Source organism: uncultured Phenylobacterium sp., from assembly GCF_902826855.1.
Lineage (GTDB): Bacteria > Pseudomonadota > Alphaproteobacteria > Caulobacterales > Caulobacteraceae > Phenylobacterium.
Genome location: NZ_CADEGK010000094.1, coordinates 1 through 16,744 on the forward strand (window position 1 = coordinate 1; position 16,744 = coordinate 16,744).

8 protein-coding genes are annotated in these 16,744 nt (G+C 66.8%); 2 read left to right on the plus strand and 6 right to left on the minus strand.

From position 1 onward, the window contains the following. Positions 1-119: 119 nt before the first annotated feature. A complete protein-coding gene (locus QZV94_RS13815) occupies positions 120-7,007 on the plus strand; it encodes a glucoamylase family protein (protein WP_293678488.1) in 6,888 nt (2,295 codons plus the stop codon). Between the two features lie 135 nt (positions 7,008-7,142). After that, positions 7,143-8,804 (plus strand): phosphoglucomutase (alpha-D-glucose-1,6-bisphosphate-dependent), encoded by a 1,662-nt coding sequence (pgm, locus tag QZV94_RS13820; RefSeq protein WP_293678489.1) that lies wholly within the window; start codon positions 7,143-7,145, stop codon positions 8,802-8,804. 8 nt (positions 8,805-8,812) lie between these two features. Here pgm and QZV94_RS13825 read toward each other — a convergent pair whose 3' ends face one another. From QZV94_RS13825 to QZV94_RS13850, 6 genes are all read right to left on the minus strand, one after another. After that, complete coding sequence (locus tag QZV94_RS13825) at positions 8,813-10,153, minus strand: glucoamylase family protein (RefSeq protein ID WP_293678490.1); 1,341 nt, start codon at positions 10,151-10,153, stop codon at positions 8,813-8,815. Positions 10,154-10,211: 58 nt separating this feature from the next. Beyond that, entirely contained in the window at positions 10,212-11,195 is a 984-nt protein-coding gene (gene gnd / locus QZV94_RS13830) for a phosphogluconate dehydrogenase (NAD(+)-dependent, decarboxylating) (RefSeq protein WP_293678491.1), read from the minus strand. A gap of 102 nt (positions 11,196-11,297) precedes the next feature. Next, entirely contained in the window at positions 11,298-12,512 is a 1,215-nt protein-coding gene (pgk, locus tag QZV94_RS13835) for a phosphoglycerate kinase (RefSeq protein WP_293678492.1), read from the minus strand. Positions 12,513-12,541: 29 nt separating this feature from the next. Further along, entirely contained in the window at positions 12,542-13,612 is a 1,071-nt protein-coding gene (locus QZV94_RS13840) for a type II glyceraldehyde-3-phosphate dehydrogenase (protein ID WP_293678493.1), read from the minus strand. Positions 13,613-13,713: 101 nt separating this feature from the next. Next, entirely contained in the window at positions 13,714-14,901 is a 1,188-nt protein-coding gene (gene tal, locus QZV94_RS13845; protein ID WP_293678494.1) for a transaldolase, read from the minus strand. Beyond that, positions 14,898-16,730, minus strand: a complete 1,833-nt coding sequence (locus tag QZV94_RS13850; RefSeq protein ID WP_293678496.1) for a transketolase — start codon at positions 16,728-16,730, stop codon at positions 14,898-14,900. Before QZV94_RS13850 ends, tal begins: the two co-directional genes overlap by 4 nt. Positions 16,731-16,744 lie beyond the last annotated feature (14 nt).

Genomic DNA, 16,744 nt, shown 5'->3' on the forward strand with positions numbered 1-16,744 from the left:
GCCTGGAGATCCAGTAGCTGTCAAGCCCCGCGGGCCAACTCCATTTCGCGCTGCTGTCGGACTGGGCCGATGCGGCGACAGAACAGGCTGTCGGCGACGAAGACCTCCTGGCGGCGGCCATGGAAGGCGTCGCCGGGCTGAACCGGCGCTACGGCCCGACGGCAAGCGGCGATCGGTTCCTGCTCCTGCATCGCCGGCGCGTCTGGAACCCGGGCGAGGGCCGCTGGATCGGTTGGGAGCGCAAGCGGGGAAAGCTCTCGGAGCTCAATCGTCTCCTCCGAGGGGCTCAGGACACCACATTTCAATCGCCGCCTACGCCGCCGCCGCACATCCGCTTCGTGATCACGCTGGACTCCGACACGCGCCTTCCGCGCGAGACCGTCGCCCGGCTCATCGGAAAGATGGCTCATACCCTCAATCGACCGCGCTTCGACGCCAAGCGGGGGCGGGTTGTCGAAGGCTACGCCATCCTGCAGCCGCGGGTCACGCCGGCGCTTCCGGTGGGGCGCGAGGGCTCGCTGTTCCTGAGGGTTTTCTCCAGCGCCTGGGGCATCGACCCCTATGCCGCCGCAGTTTCCGACGTCTACCAGGACCTGTTTGGCGAAGGCTCGTACACGGGCAAGGGCATCTACGATGTCGACGCCTTTCAAGCGGCGCTCGACGGCCGCGTGCCGGACTCCACCCTGCTCAGCCACGACCTGTTCGAGGGGATTTTCGCCCGCGCCGGCCTGGCCTCGGACGTGGAGGTCGTTGAAGAGTTCCCAGCCCGTTACGATGTCGCCGCGGGTCGTCACCATCGCTGGGCGCGGGGGGACTGGCAGCTTCTGCCGTGGATCGTCGGGCGAGGCGCGAAAGGCGCCCGGCGACGGGGGGGTGTTCCAGCGATCGGCCGCTGGAAGATGCTCGACAATGTTCGACGGTCCGTTTCTGCGCCCTCGATCGTGGTCGCCCTCGTCGCCGGGTGGGCCCTCCCCATCCAAGGCGCCGTCGCCTGGACGATCTTCATCCTGTCGACGATGGCCGTCCCGCCGCTGATTCCCGTGATCGCGGGCCTAGCCCCGCGCAGGCCCGGCGTGGCCCTGCGAAGCCGCCTTGGCGCCCTCGGCGGGGACCTGCGTCTCGCGCTTACCCAGCTGGGCCTGATGATCGTCTTCCTTGCAGACCAGGCCTGGCTGATGACCGACGCCATCGTCCGCACTCTGGTCCGCCTCAACCTGACTCGACGCCACCTGCTAGAGTGGGTTCCGGCGGCCCAGGCGGCATCCGGTTCCAATCCAGGCCTGCGAGGCTCCTACCGGCGGATGGGTGGCGCGCTGGTCATCGGTGTCGCAGCCATCGGTGTAGCCTTGCTCTGGGGCCACGGTACGTGGCCTCTGGCCTCAGTCTTCGCCCTCGCTTGGTTTGCCTCTCCTGCCCTAGCCTTTTGGGCAAGCCTCTCGCCCGGGGTCGCAGGCCATCGTCCGTTGCCCGAAGCCGACGCCCGAGCGCTGCGGCTGATCGCCCGACGGACGTGGCGCTACTTCGAGGCTTTCGTCACGCCCGCCGACAACGCCCTGCCGCCGGACAACTTTCAGGAAACGCCAGGGCCGGTGGTGGCTCACAGGACCTCCCCGACCAACATCGGCCTCTATCTATTGTCCGTCGCCACCGCCCGGGATTTCGGCTGGATAGGAACCGTCGAGGCGGCGGACCGCCTGGAAGCGACGCTAGCCACCATGGTACGCATGCCGAAGCATCGCGGCCACCTGTACAACTGGTACGACACGCGCGACCTTCGTCCGCTCGAGCCGCAATACGTCTCATCGGTGGACAGCGGCAATCTCGCGGGACACCTGATCGCTCTGGCCAACGCCTGTCGCGAGTGGCGAGACCAGACCTTGACCGAGCAGCCGCAGCTCGAAGGTGTCGCGGACGCTCTGGAACTGGTCCGGGACGAGGCGCGTCGATTGCGCGAGCTGCGCAAGTCCGCCGCCGTATCGTGGCGGCGGCTGGATGAAGAGATCGAGCGTCTGGCGACCGACCTGCTGAGCGCCGCCGTAGACGGCGACGAAGCCGAGCGGCGCCTCGCGGAGCTCTCGCTACAGGCCGCGATCCTCGCGGACGCGGTGCGCGATATCGTCCTCGAGGAACACGACCAAGCCGGAGCCGATCTGCAGTTCTGGGCGGACGCTGTCGTCGCATGTTTGGAGAGCCATTGGCGTGATCGCGGCGCGCAGGCCGCAGGCCTGCTGGCGACTAGACTCCAGCAGCTCGAGGGAACGGCGCGGTCGATGGCGATGGAGATGGAGTTCGGATTTCTGATCAACCCCGACCGCCTCCTGCTGTCCATCGGCTATCAACCGTCCGAGGGCGCACTTGATCCTAGCTGCTATGATCTACTGGCGTCCGAAGCCCGGCTGGCCAGCTTCCTGGCCATCGCCAAAGGGGACGCGCCTGCGCGCCACTGGTTCCGCCTCGGACGCGCCGTCACCCCGGTGGGCAACGGCGCGGCGCTGATCTCCTGGTCGGGATCAATGTTCGAGTATCTGATGCCGTCGATCGTCATGTGCGCGCCCGCCGATAGCCTCATGGAGCAGACCAACCGGCTCATCGTCAGGCGACAGATCGAATACGCAGCGACGCGGCGCACGCCGTGGGGCGTTTCGGAATCCGCCTACAATGTGCGCGACCGGGACCTCACCTATCAGTATTCAAACTTTGGCGTGCCGGGCCTTGGCCTGAAGCGTGGGCTGGCCGACAGCACAGTGGTCGCGCCCTATGCCACCGCCCTTGCGGGCATGGTCGATCCAGGCGCCGCCGCCCGCAATTTCGAGGCCCTTGAAGCTCTCGGTGGGCGAGGTCGCTGTGGATTCTACGAGGCGCTGGACTTCACCGCGGCCCGGGTGCCGGACGGCGAGCAGGTCGCCGTGGTGCGCGCCTTCATGGCGCACCATCAAGGCATGACGATCGCCGCGATCGCCGATACCCTCCTCAATGGCCTGATGCGCCGGCGCTTTCACGCGGAGCCCATTGTGCAGGCCACGGAACTCCTCCTGCAGGAGCGCGGGCCCCGGGAGGTCACGGCCGCGCCGCCCCTGGTTTCGGAGACGACCTCTGCCGCGAAGGTTCGCGAGACCCAAGGACCCGCCGCCTGGCGAAACACGAGCCCGCATCGCGCGACCCCTGCCACGCAACTCCTGTCGAACGGCCGCTACGCGGTGATGCTTACGGCCGCCGGGTCGGGTTACAGCGCCTGGGGCGATCTGGCTGTCACCCGCTGGCGGGAGGACGCCACCAGCGACGACTGGGGCTCCTATGTCTATCTGAAGGACGTCGCCAGCGGGGAGGTTTGGACGGCGGCCTATCAGTCGATCGGGAGCGAGCCCGCGGCCTCCGAGGTCACGTTCAACGAGGATCGCGCCGAGTTCGTACGCCGAGACGGCGCCTTCACGACCTCGCTCCAGATCCTCGTGTCCGCCGAAGACGACGCGGAAGTGCGCAGGGTGACGGTCTCGAACCTCAGCGGCCGCGTCCGGGAGGTCGAGTTGACGTCCTACGCGGAACTCGTCCTGGCGCCTCAGGGGTCCGACGTAGCCCATCCCGCCTTCTCGAAGCTGTTCATCGAGACCGAGCACCTCGCCAGGCTCGGCGCCATCCTCGCCCGGCGGCGGCGGCGGGCTGCAACCGAGCCTGAGGTCTGGGCCGCGCACCTGGCGGTTGTCGATGGCGAGGCCGTCGGCAAGCGCGAGTTCGAGACGGACCGCGCTCGGTTCCTCGGCCGCGGCGGCAACATCCGCGCGCCGGGCGCGGTGCTGAGCGGTCGGCCCCTCTTGGGCGCAACCGGGCCAGTGCTGGACCCTATCTTCGCACTGCGCCGGCGCGTTCGGATTGCACCCGGGGCTTCGGCTCGCATCGATTTCTGGACGATGGTCGCCGCGACCCGCGAGGCGGTGTTGGACCTGGTCGACAAGCACCATGACATCGGCGCCTTTCAGCGGGCCGGCGTGCTGGCCTGGACCCAGGCTCAGGTCCAATTGCACCATCTCGGTATAGATCGGAGTGAGGCGGGTCAGTATCAGCGCCTTGCCGGCCATATGATCTACGCCGCGCCAAGCCTGCGGCCGCCGTCCGAGGTCATCTCTGCTGGTAGTGGCGGCCAGCCCGGTCTGTGGTCTCTCGGCATTTCCGGCGATCTACCGATCATCCTCGTCCGCATCGATGACGTCGATCAGCTCGGCGTGGTGAAAGAAGCGCTTCAGGCGGCGGAGTACTGGCGCATAAGGCGGCTTGCGGTGGATCTGGTGATCCTCAACGAGCGCGCGTCCTCCTATGTGCAGGAATTGCAGATTGCGCTTGAGACCCTCGTGCGGGCCAGCCAGTCCCGGCCGCAGATCAGCGACGAGCGGCCGCCCGGACACACGTTCATGCTGCGGGCCGACCTGATCTCACCCGAGGCGCAGGCCCTCCTTGGGTCGGTGGCGCGCGTCGTGCTCGTGGGTAACCGCGGGAGGCTGGTCGACCAGCTTGAGCGCGCACCCGAAGCCGCACCGGCGCGCCGGGTGCCTCCAAAGCGTCCCGCCGCCCCATCCGAGCTTCAGGTGCCGCGCCCGGCGCCGGGCATAGAGTTCTTTAACGGGCTTGGCGGCTTCGCCGGGGATGGCCGGGAGTATGTGACGACGCTGGGACCGGGGCAGTCGACCCCCGCCCCGTGGATCAACGTCATCGCCAATCCCGGCTTTGGCTTTCAGGTCTCGGCGGAGGGCGGGGGCTACGCCTGGTCGGTGAACAGCCGCGAGCATCAGCTGACGCCTTGGTGCAACGACCCGGTCACCGACCGGCCCGGCCAGGCCTTCTATCTGAGGGACGAGGAGACGGGGGATCTGTGGAGCCCGACAGCGCTGCCGATCAGGGATGAGGCCGCGACCTACGTTGCGCGGCATGGGTGGGGGTACAGCCGGTTCGAACACACCTCGCACGGCATCGCCGCCGAGCTCCTGGAGTACGTGCCCCTCGCCGATCCGGTGAAAATCTCGCGGCTGAAGCTGCGCAACCTCTCAGGCCGCGTCAGGCGCGTGTCGGTGACGGCCTACGTCGAGTGGGTCCTCGGCGCCTCACGCTCGGCAGGCGCGCCGTTTGTGACGACGCGTCTCGATCCGGGCAGCGGGGCCATGCTTGCGAGTAACCCCTGGAATCCGGCGTTCGGCGCTCGAGTGGCCTTCGCCGATCTCGCGGGGCGGCAAACCCGGTGGACGGGAGATCGCCGCGAGTTCATCGGCCGAAATGGCGGGCTCGCGTGGCCGGCGGCCCTGGTGAACGGCGCTGAACTGTCGGGGCGGGTTGGCTCCGGCCTCGACCCTTGCGCCGCCTTGCAGACCACGGTGGAGATTGCCCCGAACGGTGTCGCCGAGATCAGCTTCTTCCTGGGAGACGCCGCGGATGAAGCCGAGGCGCTGGCGCTGATCGCCCGCTGTCGCAAGGCCGATCCTGACGTGGTGCTGTCGAATGTCCGGGACTTCTGGAGCGACATCGTCGGCACGGTTCAGGTGAAGACCCCCGACCGCTCGATGGACATCATGCTCAACGGCTGGCTGACCTATCAGACACTCGTTTGTCGCGTCTGGGCCCGGTCGGGGTTCTATCAGGCCAGCGGCGCCTACGGCTTCCGGGACCAGCTGCAGGACTGCATGGCCCTGGCCACGGTGAAGCCATCGATCACGCGAGAGCACCTTCTGAGAGCCGCGGGCCGGCAGTTCGCGGAGGGAGACGTCCAACATTGGTGGCTGCCGCATTCGGGCCAGGGCGTTCGAACGCGGATCTCGGACGATAGGGCCTGGCTTGCTTATGCGGCGGCGCACTACGTCAGGGTGACCGGCGACGGCGCCATACTCGATGAAGTGACCCCCTTCCTGGCCGGGCCTGCGCTCGGGCCGGGCGAGGGCGACAGCTTCTTCCTGCCGACGGCGAGCGATGAAGTGGGCAGCCTCTACGAGCATTGCGCCCGCGCCCTGGACGCCAGCCTGGCGGTCGGAAGCCATGGACTGCCGCTGATCGGAGGGGGCGATTGGAACGATGGGATGAACCGCGTCGGCGAGGGCGGCAGGGGTGAGAGCGTCTGGCTCGGGTGGCTGCTCTATGCCGCCCTGGGCGACTTCGCGGACGTCGCTGAGGGCCGTGGCGATCGGGCGCGGGTCGCGAAGTGGAAGGCGCACGCCAAGGCGCTGCGCGATGCCCTCGAACGCGAGGCCTGGGACGGTCACTGGTATCGGCGAGGCTGGTTCGACGATGGCTCCCCGCTTGGCTCGGCGACCAATGAGGAGTGCCGCATCGACTCCATCGCCCAGTCCTGGGCGGTGTTGTCCGGCGCCGCGCGCCCAGATCGCGCCGCGCAGGCGATGGATGCCGTCGATCGCGAACTGGTCCTGCCCCACGACAGACTGGCGCTGCTGTTTACGCCACCCTTCGATCGATCCACCCCCGACCCTGGCTATATCAAGGGCTACCCGCCGGGCCTCCGCGAAAACGGCGGGCAGTACACCCACGCCGCCTTGTGGAGCGTGATGGCCTTTGCGCGCCTGGGTGAGGGGGACAAGGCCGCCGCCCTGTTCGGACTGCTCAACCCCATCAACCACGCCCGCACGCGGACCGACATGCACCGCTACAAGGTGGAGCCCTATGTGGTGGCCGCCGATGTCTACGCCGCCGCAGGCCACGTCGGGCGCGGTGGCTGGACCTGGTACACGGGCTCGGCGGGCTGGATGCAGCGCGCCGGCGTCGAGAGCATCCTCGGAGTTCGCATCGAAGGGGGCTTGCTGCATATCGATCCTTGCATCCCGGCCTCGTGGCCCCGCTTCGAGGTCACGCTGCGGCATGGCGCATCGCGGTACGAGATCGTGGTCGAGAATCCGAACGGCGCGCGGCGCGGCGTCGCGGCTGCCAACCTCGATGGTGCGGCGATCACGACGAGGCCGCTCTCAATCCCGCTGGCAGACGATGGCGCGGTTCATCGCCTTCTGGTCCGACTGGGCTGATCGATACGAGCAACGCGAGACCCCGACCGCGATCGACCCGCATCCGGCACGTCACACGCTAGGGGAACGGGCAGACTCCTTCGACTGCGCCGGGGCCGGAAGACCTGGCGGCAGCCAAAATAGAGGCGGAAGCCAATGACGGGGAATGTTGATCCACGCGCAGGCAAGCCCGTTGATCCCGCGTCGCTGCTGGATGTCGGCCAGCTCCTGGGCGCTTACTATGCTGGCAGGCCCGATCCGGCTCAGCCCGCGCAGCGCGTCAGCTTTGGCACGTCGGGCCATCGCGGCTCGGCCTTCGACACCGCGTTCAACGAAGCGCACATCCTGGCGATCGCTCAGGCGATCTGCCTGGATCGCAAGGCGCGCGGGGTCGATGGACCCCTGTTCGTGGGCATCGACACCCATGCCCTCTCAGCACCGGCCTTCAAGACGGCGCTCGAGGTGTTCGTCGCCAACGGCGTTACAACCATGATCGACGCCCACGGCGGCTACACGCCGACCCCAGTGATCTCGCATGCGATCCTGAGCTTCAATCGCGACCGAACGCGCGGTCTGGCCGACGGGGTGGTCATCACCCCGTCGCACAATCCCCCGGCCGACGGCGGCATCAAATACAACCCACCGCACGGGGGGCCCGCTGACACCGATACGACCTCGGCGGTCGAACATATCGCCAATGCATTCATCAAAGCGGGTCTGGCGGGTGTCCGCCGGGTCCCCTACGAACGCGCCCGAGCGTCGGCCGAGGTTCGCCGCTACGACTACATCTCGCCCTATGTCGCAGATCTTGAGAACGTTCTGGACATGGCGGCGATCGCGGCCTCTGGGGTCAAGATCGGGATCGACCCGCTTGGCGGCGCCGCCGTGCGCTACTGGGCGCCGATCATCGACCGATACCGTCTGAACGCGACATTGGTCAGTGAAGTGGTCGATCCGACCTTTGGATTCATGACCGCCGATTGGGACGGTCAGATCCGGATGGACTGCTCGTCGCCCTACGCCATGGCGCGACTGGTCGGGTTGAGCGCGGAATTCGATATCGCGTTCGGCAATGACACCGACGCGGATCGCCATGGGATCGTGACCCCGTCGCAGGGGCTGATGAACCCCAACCACTATCTGGCGGCGGCGATCTCCTACCTGTTCGGTGCGCGCACCGCCTGGCCGCGGACCTGCGCTGTGGGCAAGACCATGGTGACCAGCGCGATGCTCGATCGGCTTGCGCTCAAAGTGGGGCGACCGGTGATCGAGACACCCGTCGGCTTTCGCTGGTTTGTCGATGGCCTGGGCAGCGGCGCGATCGGCTTTGCCGGGGAAGAAAGCGCCGGCGCCTCGTTTCTGCGGCGGGACGGCACTGTCTGGACGACGGAGAAGGATGGGCTCCTGCTCGGCCTCCTGGCCGCGGAAATCACCGCATCGTCGGGACGCAGCCCGAGCGAGCTCTATGGCGGCCTGACACAAGAGCTGGGCGCGTCCTTCTACGAGCGCACGGACGCGCCCGCGACGCGCGACCAAAAGGCCATCCTGGGGAAGCTTCAACCCGACCAGGTCACGATCGCGCGGTTGGCGGGCGAGCCGCTGCTTGCGGTAGAAAGCGCCGCCCCCGGCGGGGCGCCGCTCGGCGGCATTCGAGTTCGGACCCGCAATGGCTGGTTTGCGGCGCGCCCTTCCGGAACGGAGGACGTCTACAAGATCTACGCGGAGAGTTTCGTCAGCGGGACGCACTTGCAGGAAATTCAGCGCGAAGCCGGAGAACTTATCGGCGGGGTCTTCGAGCGCACCGAGCCCCCCGGCTGACAAAGCCGTCACGCATCGCGCGGCAAATCGTTCGGATCGCCGTTTTCGGCCAACCAGCCGCCGGTAAAACCCGCCTTCAGCAAACCCTCGCGGATGTAGGAACAGCCGCGCATCAATTCCCACAGCATGCCGCTGTTGTAGTTCTCGATCATGAGCACGATCGGGCCTTTGTTCAGGCCAAAGTGCCACGGCGAAACCCACCAGCCGAAGGGGTTTCCAGGTTCTCCGGGGTGAGTTGGATTGAACGACGCTTTGAAGCCGTAGGCGCGCGCTTCCTTCAGCTTGGCCTGATGAATGCAGAAGCCGATGGAGGGCAGAACAATCTCAGGGGCGAAGGGCAGGGAGGCGACGATGGCCCAGGGCGCCAGCGTGCCATCGTCGGGTCCGTAGGGAACGCCTCGTCCCAGGTAGTCGAAGAAGCTGCGCTCGACGCCGTCCAGCTTGAGCGTTGCGGGCCCGGGTCCTTCGCTGGCGGTTAGCCCCCAGCAATGCTCTCCGTAGTCGACAAATTTGCGCGGATTTTCGATCGCATAACGTTGCTGCACGTAGGTGGCGCGACGACTGTTCTCGAAATAGTCGATGCCCTTGTCCCGCATGAACGCGTCCTGGATGCCCCGAAAATCGATCCAGACGTGGGAGAGTTGATGCGTGAATAGCGATCCTGAATAGACGTAGTCGTAGCCGTAACACTGCTCCCAGCGATAGGTCGACAACCAGGCGTCATAGCTGTCCCTCGGCAGGGGGTGAGTTGGTGAGGCCAGCCCTAGAACATAGAGCAGCAGCGCTTCGTCATAACCTTCCCACCGATACGCGATGAACCCACTTTCGGGCCGCCAGCCGTGCGTGACCGTTCGACCGCCGTTCTGCGCCCACGCCCAGTCCGCCCGAAGATAGAGCGCGTCGGCCAGGTCGCGAATTTCACCTTCGTCGGGCGACGCGCCGGTAAAATAGGCTCGGGCCGTCAGGGCCCCAGCCAGCAGGAAGGCGCTATCGATCGTGGAAAGCTCGCATGCCCAGGCGCGCCGGCCGGTCTGCATGTCGAGAAAATGATAGTAGAAGCCGCGGTAGCCGGTGGAGTCCGCCTCCGGTCCCTGCGGGCTGTTCCAGAAGAACCGCAAAGTGGTCAGGGTGCGCTCCGTCGCGAGCTTTCGCGTCATGAAGCCCCGCTCGACGCCCACCGGATAAGACGCCAGCGCCAACCCCGTCGCGGCGATGCTGGCCGGCCAGTTCTCCGCAGTCTTGTCGAGGATCAATCCGTTGGCCGGGTTCACCTCCTTGAGAAAATAGTCGAAGGTCTCTCGCTGCAGCGCTTCCAGGTCCGCCTGACTGGCGCTCTGGGCACGATTCATGACGCACCCGTCCCTCGGAAAGCTTGTGGCTGGCTCTCGTATCGCGCGATCACGTCCCTCAGTCTCGTGCGCCGGGTTCGACATGGCCGCCGAACGCGAAGCGCATCGCCGACAGCAGCTTTTCGCCGAAGGTGTGCTGCTCTCGGGAGCGAAAGCGGGCGAACAGGGCTGTGGCCAACACGTCGGCCGGGACCGCTTCCTCGATCGCGGCCTCGACAACCCAACGGGCTTCACCGCTGTCCGCCACGCTTCCGGAGAAGCCTTCAAGGTTCGGGTCAGCCGCGAGGGCCTGAGCGGCGAGGTCCAGAAGCCAGGACGGGATGACGCTGCCTCGCCGCCAGACTTCGGCGATATCTGCAAGGTTCAAATCATATCGTTCCTCCGGGGGCAGGGCGGGGGACCCCTTGCCTCGGAGAATATCAAAGCCTTCGGCATAGGCCTGCATAAGACCGTATTCGATACCGTTGTGCACCATCTTCACGAAGTGGCCGGCGCCAACCGGTCCTGCGTGGATGTAGCCGCGCTCGGCCCGGGGATCCGCATCATCGGCGCGCGGGGTGATTGGTATCGTTCCGATCCCTGGCGCAAGCGACCGCAGGATCGGATCGATCCTGTCCACCGCCTCGCGGTCGCCACCGACCATCAGGCAGTAGCCGCGCGCCAGGCCCCAGACTCCCCCCGAAGTCCCGACATCCAGGTAGCCCAGGCCCTTAGCCTTCAAGGCCTTCGCCCGACGGACGTCGTCACGGTAGTAGGTGTTCCCGCCGTCTATCACGGTGTCGCCGCGCGCCATCGCCGCCGCCAAGGCGCCGATCGCGTCCTCCGTCGGGACCCCAGCCGGCAACATGACCCAGACGTGTCGCGGCGGCGCCATCTGATGAACCAGATCGACCAGGCTCTCCGCGGCCGCGGCGCCCTGGGAGGTTAACGCGTCGATGGCGCGGCGGTCGAGGTCATAGACCACGCACCTGTGGCCATCGGCGAGCAGGCGTCTGGCGATGTTCCCCCCCATGCGGCCCAGACCAACGATTCCTAGCTGCATGAGGGCCTCAAACTGCTCTGGTGGCCGCGGCGCTGGGCCGGCGCTATTATGACGCGCGGCGACCTGAGAACTTACAGGCCCTCCCGTGGGTACTGGGAAACGCTACCCGGTCACCTTCACTTCGGTCGGTTCAAGCGCCGCCACGCCTGGAAGTATCTTGCCGGCCATCCATTCCAGGAACGCGCCGCCGGCGGCGGAGACGAAGGTGAAGTCGCCAGCCACGCCGGCCGCATTGAGCGCCGCTACGGTATCTCCGCCGCCGGCTACGGAGAGAAGCTTGGCTTCACGCGTCAGAGCGGCCGCCGCCTTGGCCGTCCCAACCGTTCCGCGATCAAAGGGCGGCGTTTCGAAGACGCCGAGCGGTCCGTTCCAGATGAGGGTTTCGGTGTTGTTCAAGGTGCGGATCAACGTCGCCAGCGTTTCCGGCCCGGCATCGAGGATACGCTCGTCATCTCGCACTTCGCCATGGCGACGAACGAAGGTGGGGGCGCCGGGCTCCAGGCTTGTGGCCACCAAGACGTCCGTGGGCAGCAGGAGTTCACAGTGGTTCCGTTTGGCGATGTGTTCAATCTCGCGGGCGGTCTGGGCCATGGCCTTCTCCGCGTGACTCGCGCCGATCGCCCATCCCTGCGCCAAGAGGAAGGTGTTGGCCAGGCCGCCGCCGATGGCGAGACGGTCGAGCCTGGTCACCAGGGTCTTCAGCAGGTCGAGCTTGGTGGAGATCTTGGCCCCGCCGACAATCCCCATGAGAGGGCGGCGGGGCTTCCCCAGTACCCGCTCCAGCTGCTCCAGCTCGCGCTGCATCGCCAGACCGGCATAGGCCGGCAACAGATGTGCGACCCCCTCTGTGGAGGCGTGGGCGCGGTGGGCGGCCGAGAAGGCGTCGTTGACATAGAGGTCGCCGTTGGCGGCCAGTTCGCGCGCGAAGGCCGGCTCGTTCGCCTCCTCGCCGGCGTGGAAGCGCACGTTCTCCAGCAGAGCGACGCCGCCGGGCTTGAGCCGGTCAACCGCAGATTTGGCCTCGGCGCCTACGCAGTCATCGGCGAAGGCGACAGTCTGTCCAAGCAATCCTGAGAGCGGATCGACGATCGGGCGAAGACTCATCGTGGGGACGCGCTTGCCCTTCGGCCGGTCGAAGTGGGCCAGCAGCGCCACCTTCGCGCCCCGCTCGGCGAGGAGGCGAATTGTCGGAAGCGCCGCGCGCAGACGCGTGTCGTCGGTGATGCGCCCGTCCTGCATCGGCACGTTGAAGTCCACGCGCACCAAAACGCGTTTGGCAGACAGTGCGCCCGCCTGATCGAGGGTGCGAAACGTCATGGACAGCGACCTGTCTGAGGATCCATGCCTCACGACATGCCCAGGGACGGCTGCAGCCCTGGACGAGCGAACACATCGCCACCGATGCCCATCGCTGTGTCCGTGGCGGCGATCGAGCGATTTCTCGACGGCTCGCGCCCACTTAGAGCCCTTATGGCGTCGATGGTCTCTGGGATCACAATGGCCTGGTTGTCTACCATGTAGGCGTAGAAGAGCTCGTCGCCATGCACCTTGAGCATGTCGGCCCAAAGCGCGACCTCATAGAGATCGCCCCGGGGCCGGCCCCGATCGGCCATCAATTCCTTGACAGAATTGAGGGCTTCCAAACCGTACTCCTCCCGCATCAGCAGGATCCGGGACGAGGTTCTGAAGGCGTCGAGCACCTCTTCCCTGGCGGCCGCACGGGTCATCTGCACCGACCAGTAGTGCAGGTGGCCGACGGTTTCGGGCACCTTGACCGCCATCGTGATGACATCGAGCTCGGGATCGACGGTCTGCGCGTCCGGCCCCTGGTGGCTGGGTATTTCGGGCTCCGGGGCGAGGGTGTTCATGAGCCCGCCGAGGTGGCTTTCCCAGGGGTCGGTGGCGCGGCGAAGAAGCGTGCCACGGGCGCGGCGCAGGAGCCCGGCGCGCTTGAGGGCCGTCAGGGTGCGAACGGTGGCTGTGGTGTTGCAGGAGACGACCCGCGTCGCATCGCGCCCCACGGCAGTCTCGAAATTCGCCTCGGCCACGAAGGAGTGGCCGGCGATGGCGTGCTTCTCGCCTCCGTGAAGGATGAACTTCAGGCCGCGCTCGCGGTAGATTGGGACACTTGTCGCGGCGACACGCTTGGGCGTGCAGTCGACGACCACGTCTGCGCTGCTCAACAAATCTTGCAGCCCGCCAGCCGCCGTCATACCGGCGGCGCGCAGCGCTGGGAGCGCCTCGGCTGTACCCGCGAACAGCGGCACGCCCTTGGCCTGGAGGACGCGCGTCCGCCAATCGGTCGATATATCGGCCACGCCCGCGAGCGTCATGTCGCTTTGAGCCATGATCGCGTCGGCGACACGTTTGCCTATGACGCCATAGCCGTTCACCGCAACGCGGACTTTCGTATTCATGGCGGGTTCCTGGGCGATCACTGCCGCGGAAGACGTGGTCCGTCGCTGAACCTTACATCGGCCTGTCGCCCATGGCGGGATCGCGGGGGTTCTCCCGTCGGCTACAGGCTCGAGGGTCGTCTGCCGTCAGCCGGCTTCACTCCAAGGTTACGCACTCCCTCGGCCAGCATCCGGGTCCGCTTGTCGGCCAGGACACCCACCAGGCTGTCGAAGGCGTCTGTGAACTGGCGCACACCTTTGACGACGAGAGCCTCGGTGACCCCATCCAGATCCAGGCCCAGACGTTCGGCCAAGGCCAGCACATCGCGAGCCTCGGACAGACGCTCAGTCAGGCTCGGGCTGACGTGGCCGCGACTGCGGAACGCCTCCAGCGTTTTGGCTGGCATTGTGGCGACGGTGTCCGGTCCGATCAGCGACTCCACGTAGTGAACGTCCGAATAGGCGGGATCCTTGACGCCGATTGAGGCCCACAGGAGCCGCTGGGGGGCCGCCCCCGCGTCGGCGAGCGCTCGCCAGCGAACGGTGTGAACCATTTCTTGGTAGCGCTGGTAGGCAATCTTGGCGTTGGCGATGGCGACTTTGCCCCGCAGGCTTGTCAGCTCGGCGGCGTCTGACCCGGCCTCGGCCTGCAACCGGCGATCGATCGAGGCGTCGATCTCGGTATCGATGCGGCTGATAAAGAAGCTGGCGACGCCATGAACCTCGGATAGATTCCCGCCGTCGGCCCTCAAAATCTCGAGCCCCTGCACATGGGCTTCAGCCGCAGCCAAGTATGCCTCGATGCCGAAGAGCAAGGTGACGTTGATGTTGATTCCCTCGCCGATCAACTGGCGGACCGCCGCCGCGCCAGGGCCCGTTCCGGGGACTTTGATCATCAGATTGGGCCGATCAACCGTGCGCCAGAGTCTTCGTGCCTCGGCGACGGTCGCCACGGTGTCCATCGCCAGGTGAGGCGAGACCTCAAGGCTTACATAGCCGTCGCGGTGTGCTTGCCGATCATAAGCGGGGCGCAACTGATCGGCTGCGGTCCGGACATCGCTGATTGCCAGCCGCTCATAGAGTTCCGCCGGGGCCGCTACACCTTCGTCCAGGAGCCCCCGCAAGCGGTCGTCGTAGTCGGTCCCTTGGCCGATCGACTGTTCGAAGATCGAGGGATTTGATGTCAAGCCCATCACGCCGTCACTGTCGATCAGGCGCTGTAGCTCACCGTTCTCGAGAATCCTGCGGTGGATATAATCCAGCCAGACCGACTGGCCCGCGGCGGCAAGGTGCAGGAGGGGATTGCTCATGTGTCGGCCTTGTCGTGCCTGAGCCCTGCGGCGGCGGCGAGCTGGCGACGAGCGGCCTGATAGATGTGATCCGCTGTAAAGCCGAACTTCAGCTTCAGCGCCTCAAAAGGCGCGGAGGCCCCGAAGGTGCGCATGGCGAGAATCTCGCCGTCCGCGCCCGCATAGCGGTCCCAGCCGAGGGGGCTGGCGGCTTCCACCGTCACGCGCGCTGTGACGCTCTGAGGCAGCACGCTCCCGCGGTAGTCTGCGTCCTGTTGTTCAACAAGCTCCCAGGATGGCATCGACACGACCCGGCTGCGCACGCCTTCGAGCGCCAATCGCTCATGGGTCTCCAGACACGCTGCCACCTCGCTTCCGGTGGCGATGAGGATGACCGCCGGCGGTTCGCCCTCGGTATCGGCCAGAATGTAGGCGCCGCGCGCAAGACCGGTGGCGGGGGCGTATTTCGAGCGGTCCAAGGTGGGCAGGGCCTGGCGCGACAGCACCAGGCACGCCGGACCGCCTGCCCGGGCCAGGATTGTCCGCCAGGCTTCGGCCGTCTCGTTGGCGTCGGCGGGGCGCACCACCAGCAGCCCCGGAATCGCGCGCAGCGCCGCCAGCTGCTCGACGGGCTGGTGGGTCGAACCGTCCTGGCCGACGCCGATGGAGTCGTGACTGAAGGCGAACACGACGGGCAGCCGCATCATGGCGGCCAGCCGGGTCGGCGGGCGCATGTAGTCGCTGAAGATCAGAAAGGTCCCGACAAAGGGGCGCAGGCCCGAGAGCGCCAAGCCGTTGGCGATCGCAGCCATGGCGTGCTCGCGGACGCCGAAATGCAGGTTGCGACCGGCGTAGGTGTTCCACTCGAAGTCACCGGCGCCGGGAAACTCAAGCCGGGTCTTGGTGGACGGCGCCAGATCGGCGGAACCCCCGACCAGCCAGGGCAGGCGCGCACCGATGGCGTTCAGGACCTTGCCGGACGCGTCGCGGGTCGCCAGGCCCTTGCCGGTCGGCTCGAACGTGGGAATGTCCCGGCCCCAGCCTTCCGGCGGCTGCCCCGCCAAAAGGAGGCGAAGCTCTTGGGCCAAGTCGGGGTGGGCGGTTGCCAGGCTTTCGAGCGTTTTAGCCCAGGCCGAGCTTGCGGCCTGTCCGCGGGCCCCCAGGGTGGCGGCGAAGTGGCTTCGAACACCCTCCGGAACCTTAAACCTTGCGTCTTCGGGCCACCCATAGGCCCGCTTGGCCAGCCTGGCCTCCGCGGCGCCCAACGGATCGCTATGGGCTTTGGCGGTCCCTTGCTTGTTCGGGGCGCCGTAGCCGATGACGCTCCTCACCCGGATCAAGGTGGGCCGATCCGCGGTGGAAAGAAAGCAATCGACTGCCTCCGAAAGCGCTTCGCAGTCGTTGGCGTCAGGCACTTCCAGCACGGCCCAGCCGTATCCGGCGAACCGCTGGCCTACGGCCTCGCTGAAGGCGAGCTCTGTAGAGCCCTCGATCGTCACGCCGTTGTCGTCGTAGATCCAGCAGAGGTTCGAGAGCCGAAGATGGCCGGCGATCGAGGCAGCCTCGCCTGTCACGCCCTCCATGAGATCGCCGTCGCTGCAAAGCGCATAGACGTTGTGATCAAACACCGTAATTCCCGGACGGTTGTAGCGCGCCGCCAGCCAGCGCTCCGCCATCGCCATGCCGACGCTGTTGGCCGCCCCCTGGCCCAGGGGCCCGGTTGTCGTCTCCACGCCGGCGGTCAATCTGAATTCAGGATGGCCGGCGCAAACGCTGTCCAGCGTGCGAAAGCGCTTGATGTCGTCAAGACTGACGGCGGGCCCCGCTCGCGGTCGGCCCCTTTCATCGATCGCCCTGACCCCGG

Coding starts and splice junctions, on each gene's coding strand:
- pgk (WP_293678492.1), bottom strand. CDS start 12,512: ATGACGTTTCGCACCCTCGATCAGGCGGGCGCACTGTCTGCCAAACGC.
- QZV94_RS13825 (WP_293678490.1), bottom strand. CDS start 10,153: ATGAATCGTGCCCAGAGCGCCAGTCAGGCGGACCTGGAAGCGCTGCAG.
- QZV94_RS13815 (WP_293678488.1), top strand. CDS start 120: ATGGAAGGCGTCGCCGGGCTGAACCGGCGCTACGGCCCGACGGCAAGC.
- tal (WP_293678494.1), bottom strand. CDS start 14,901: ATGAGCAATCCCCTCCTGCACCTTGCCGCCGCGGGCCAGTCGGTCTGG.
- pgm (WP_293678489.1), top strand. CDS start 7,143: ATGACGGGGAATGTTGATCCACGCGCAGGCAAGCCCGTTGATCCCGCG.
- gnd (WP_293678491.1), bottom strand. CDS start 11,195: ATGCAGCTAGGAATCGTTGGTCTGGGCCGCATGGGGGGGAACATCGCC.
- QZV94_RS13840 (WP_293678493.1), bottom strand. CDS start 13,612: ATGAATACGAAAGTCCGCGTTGCGGTGAACGGCTATGGCGTCATAGGC.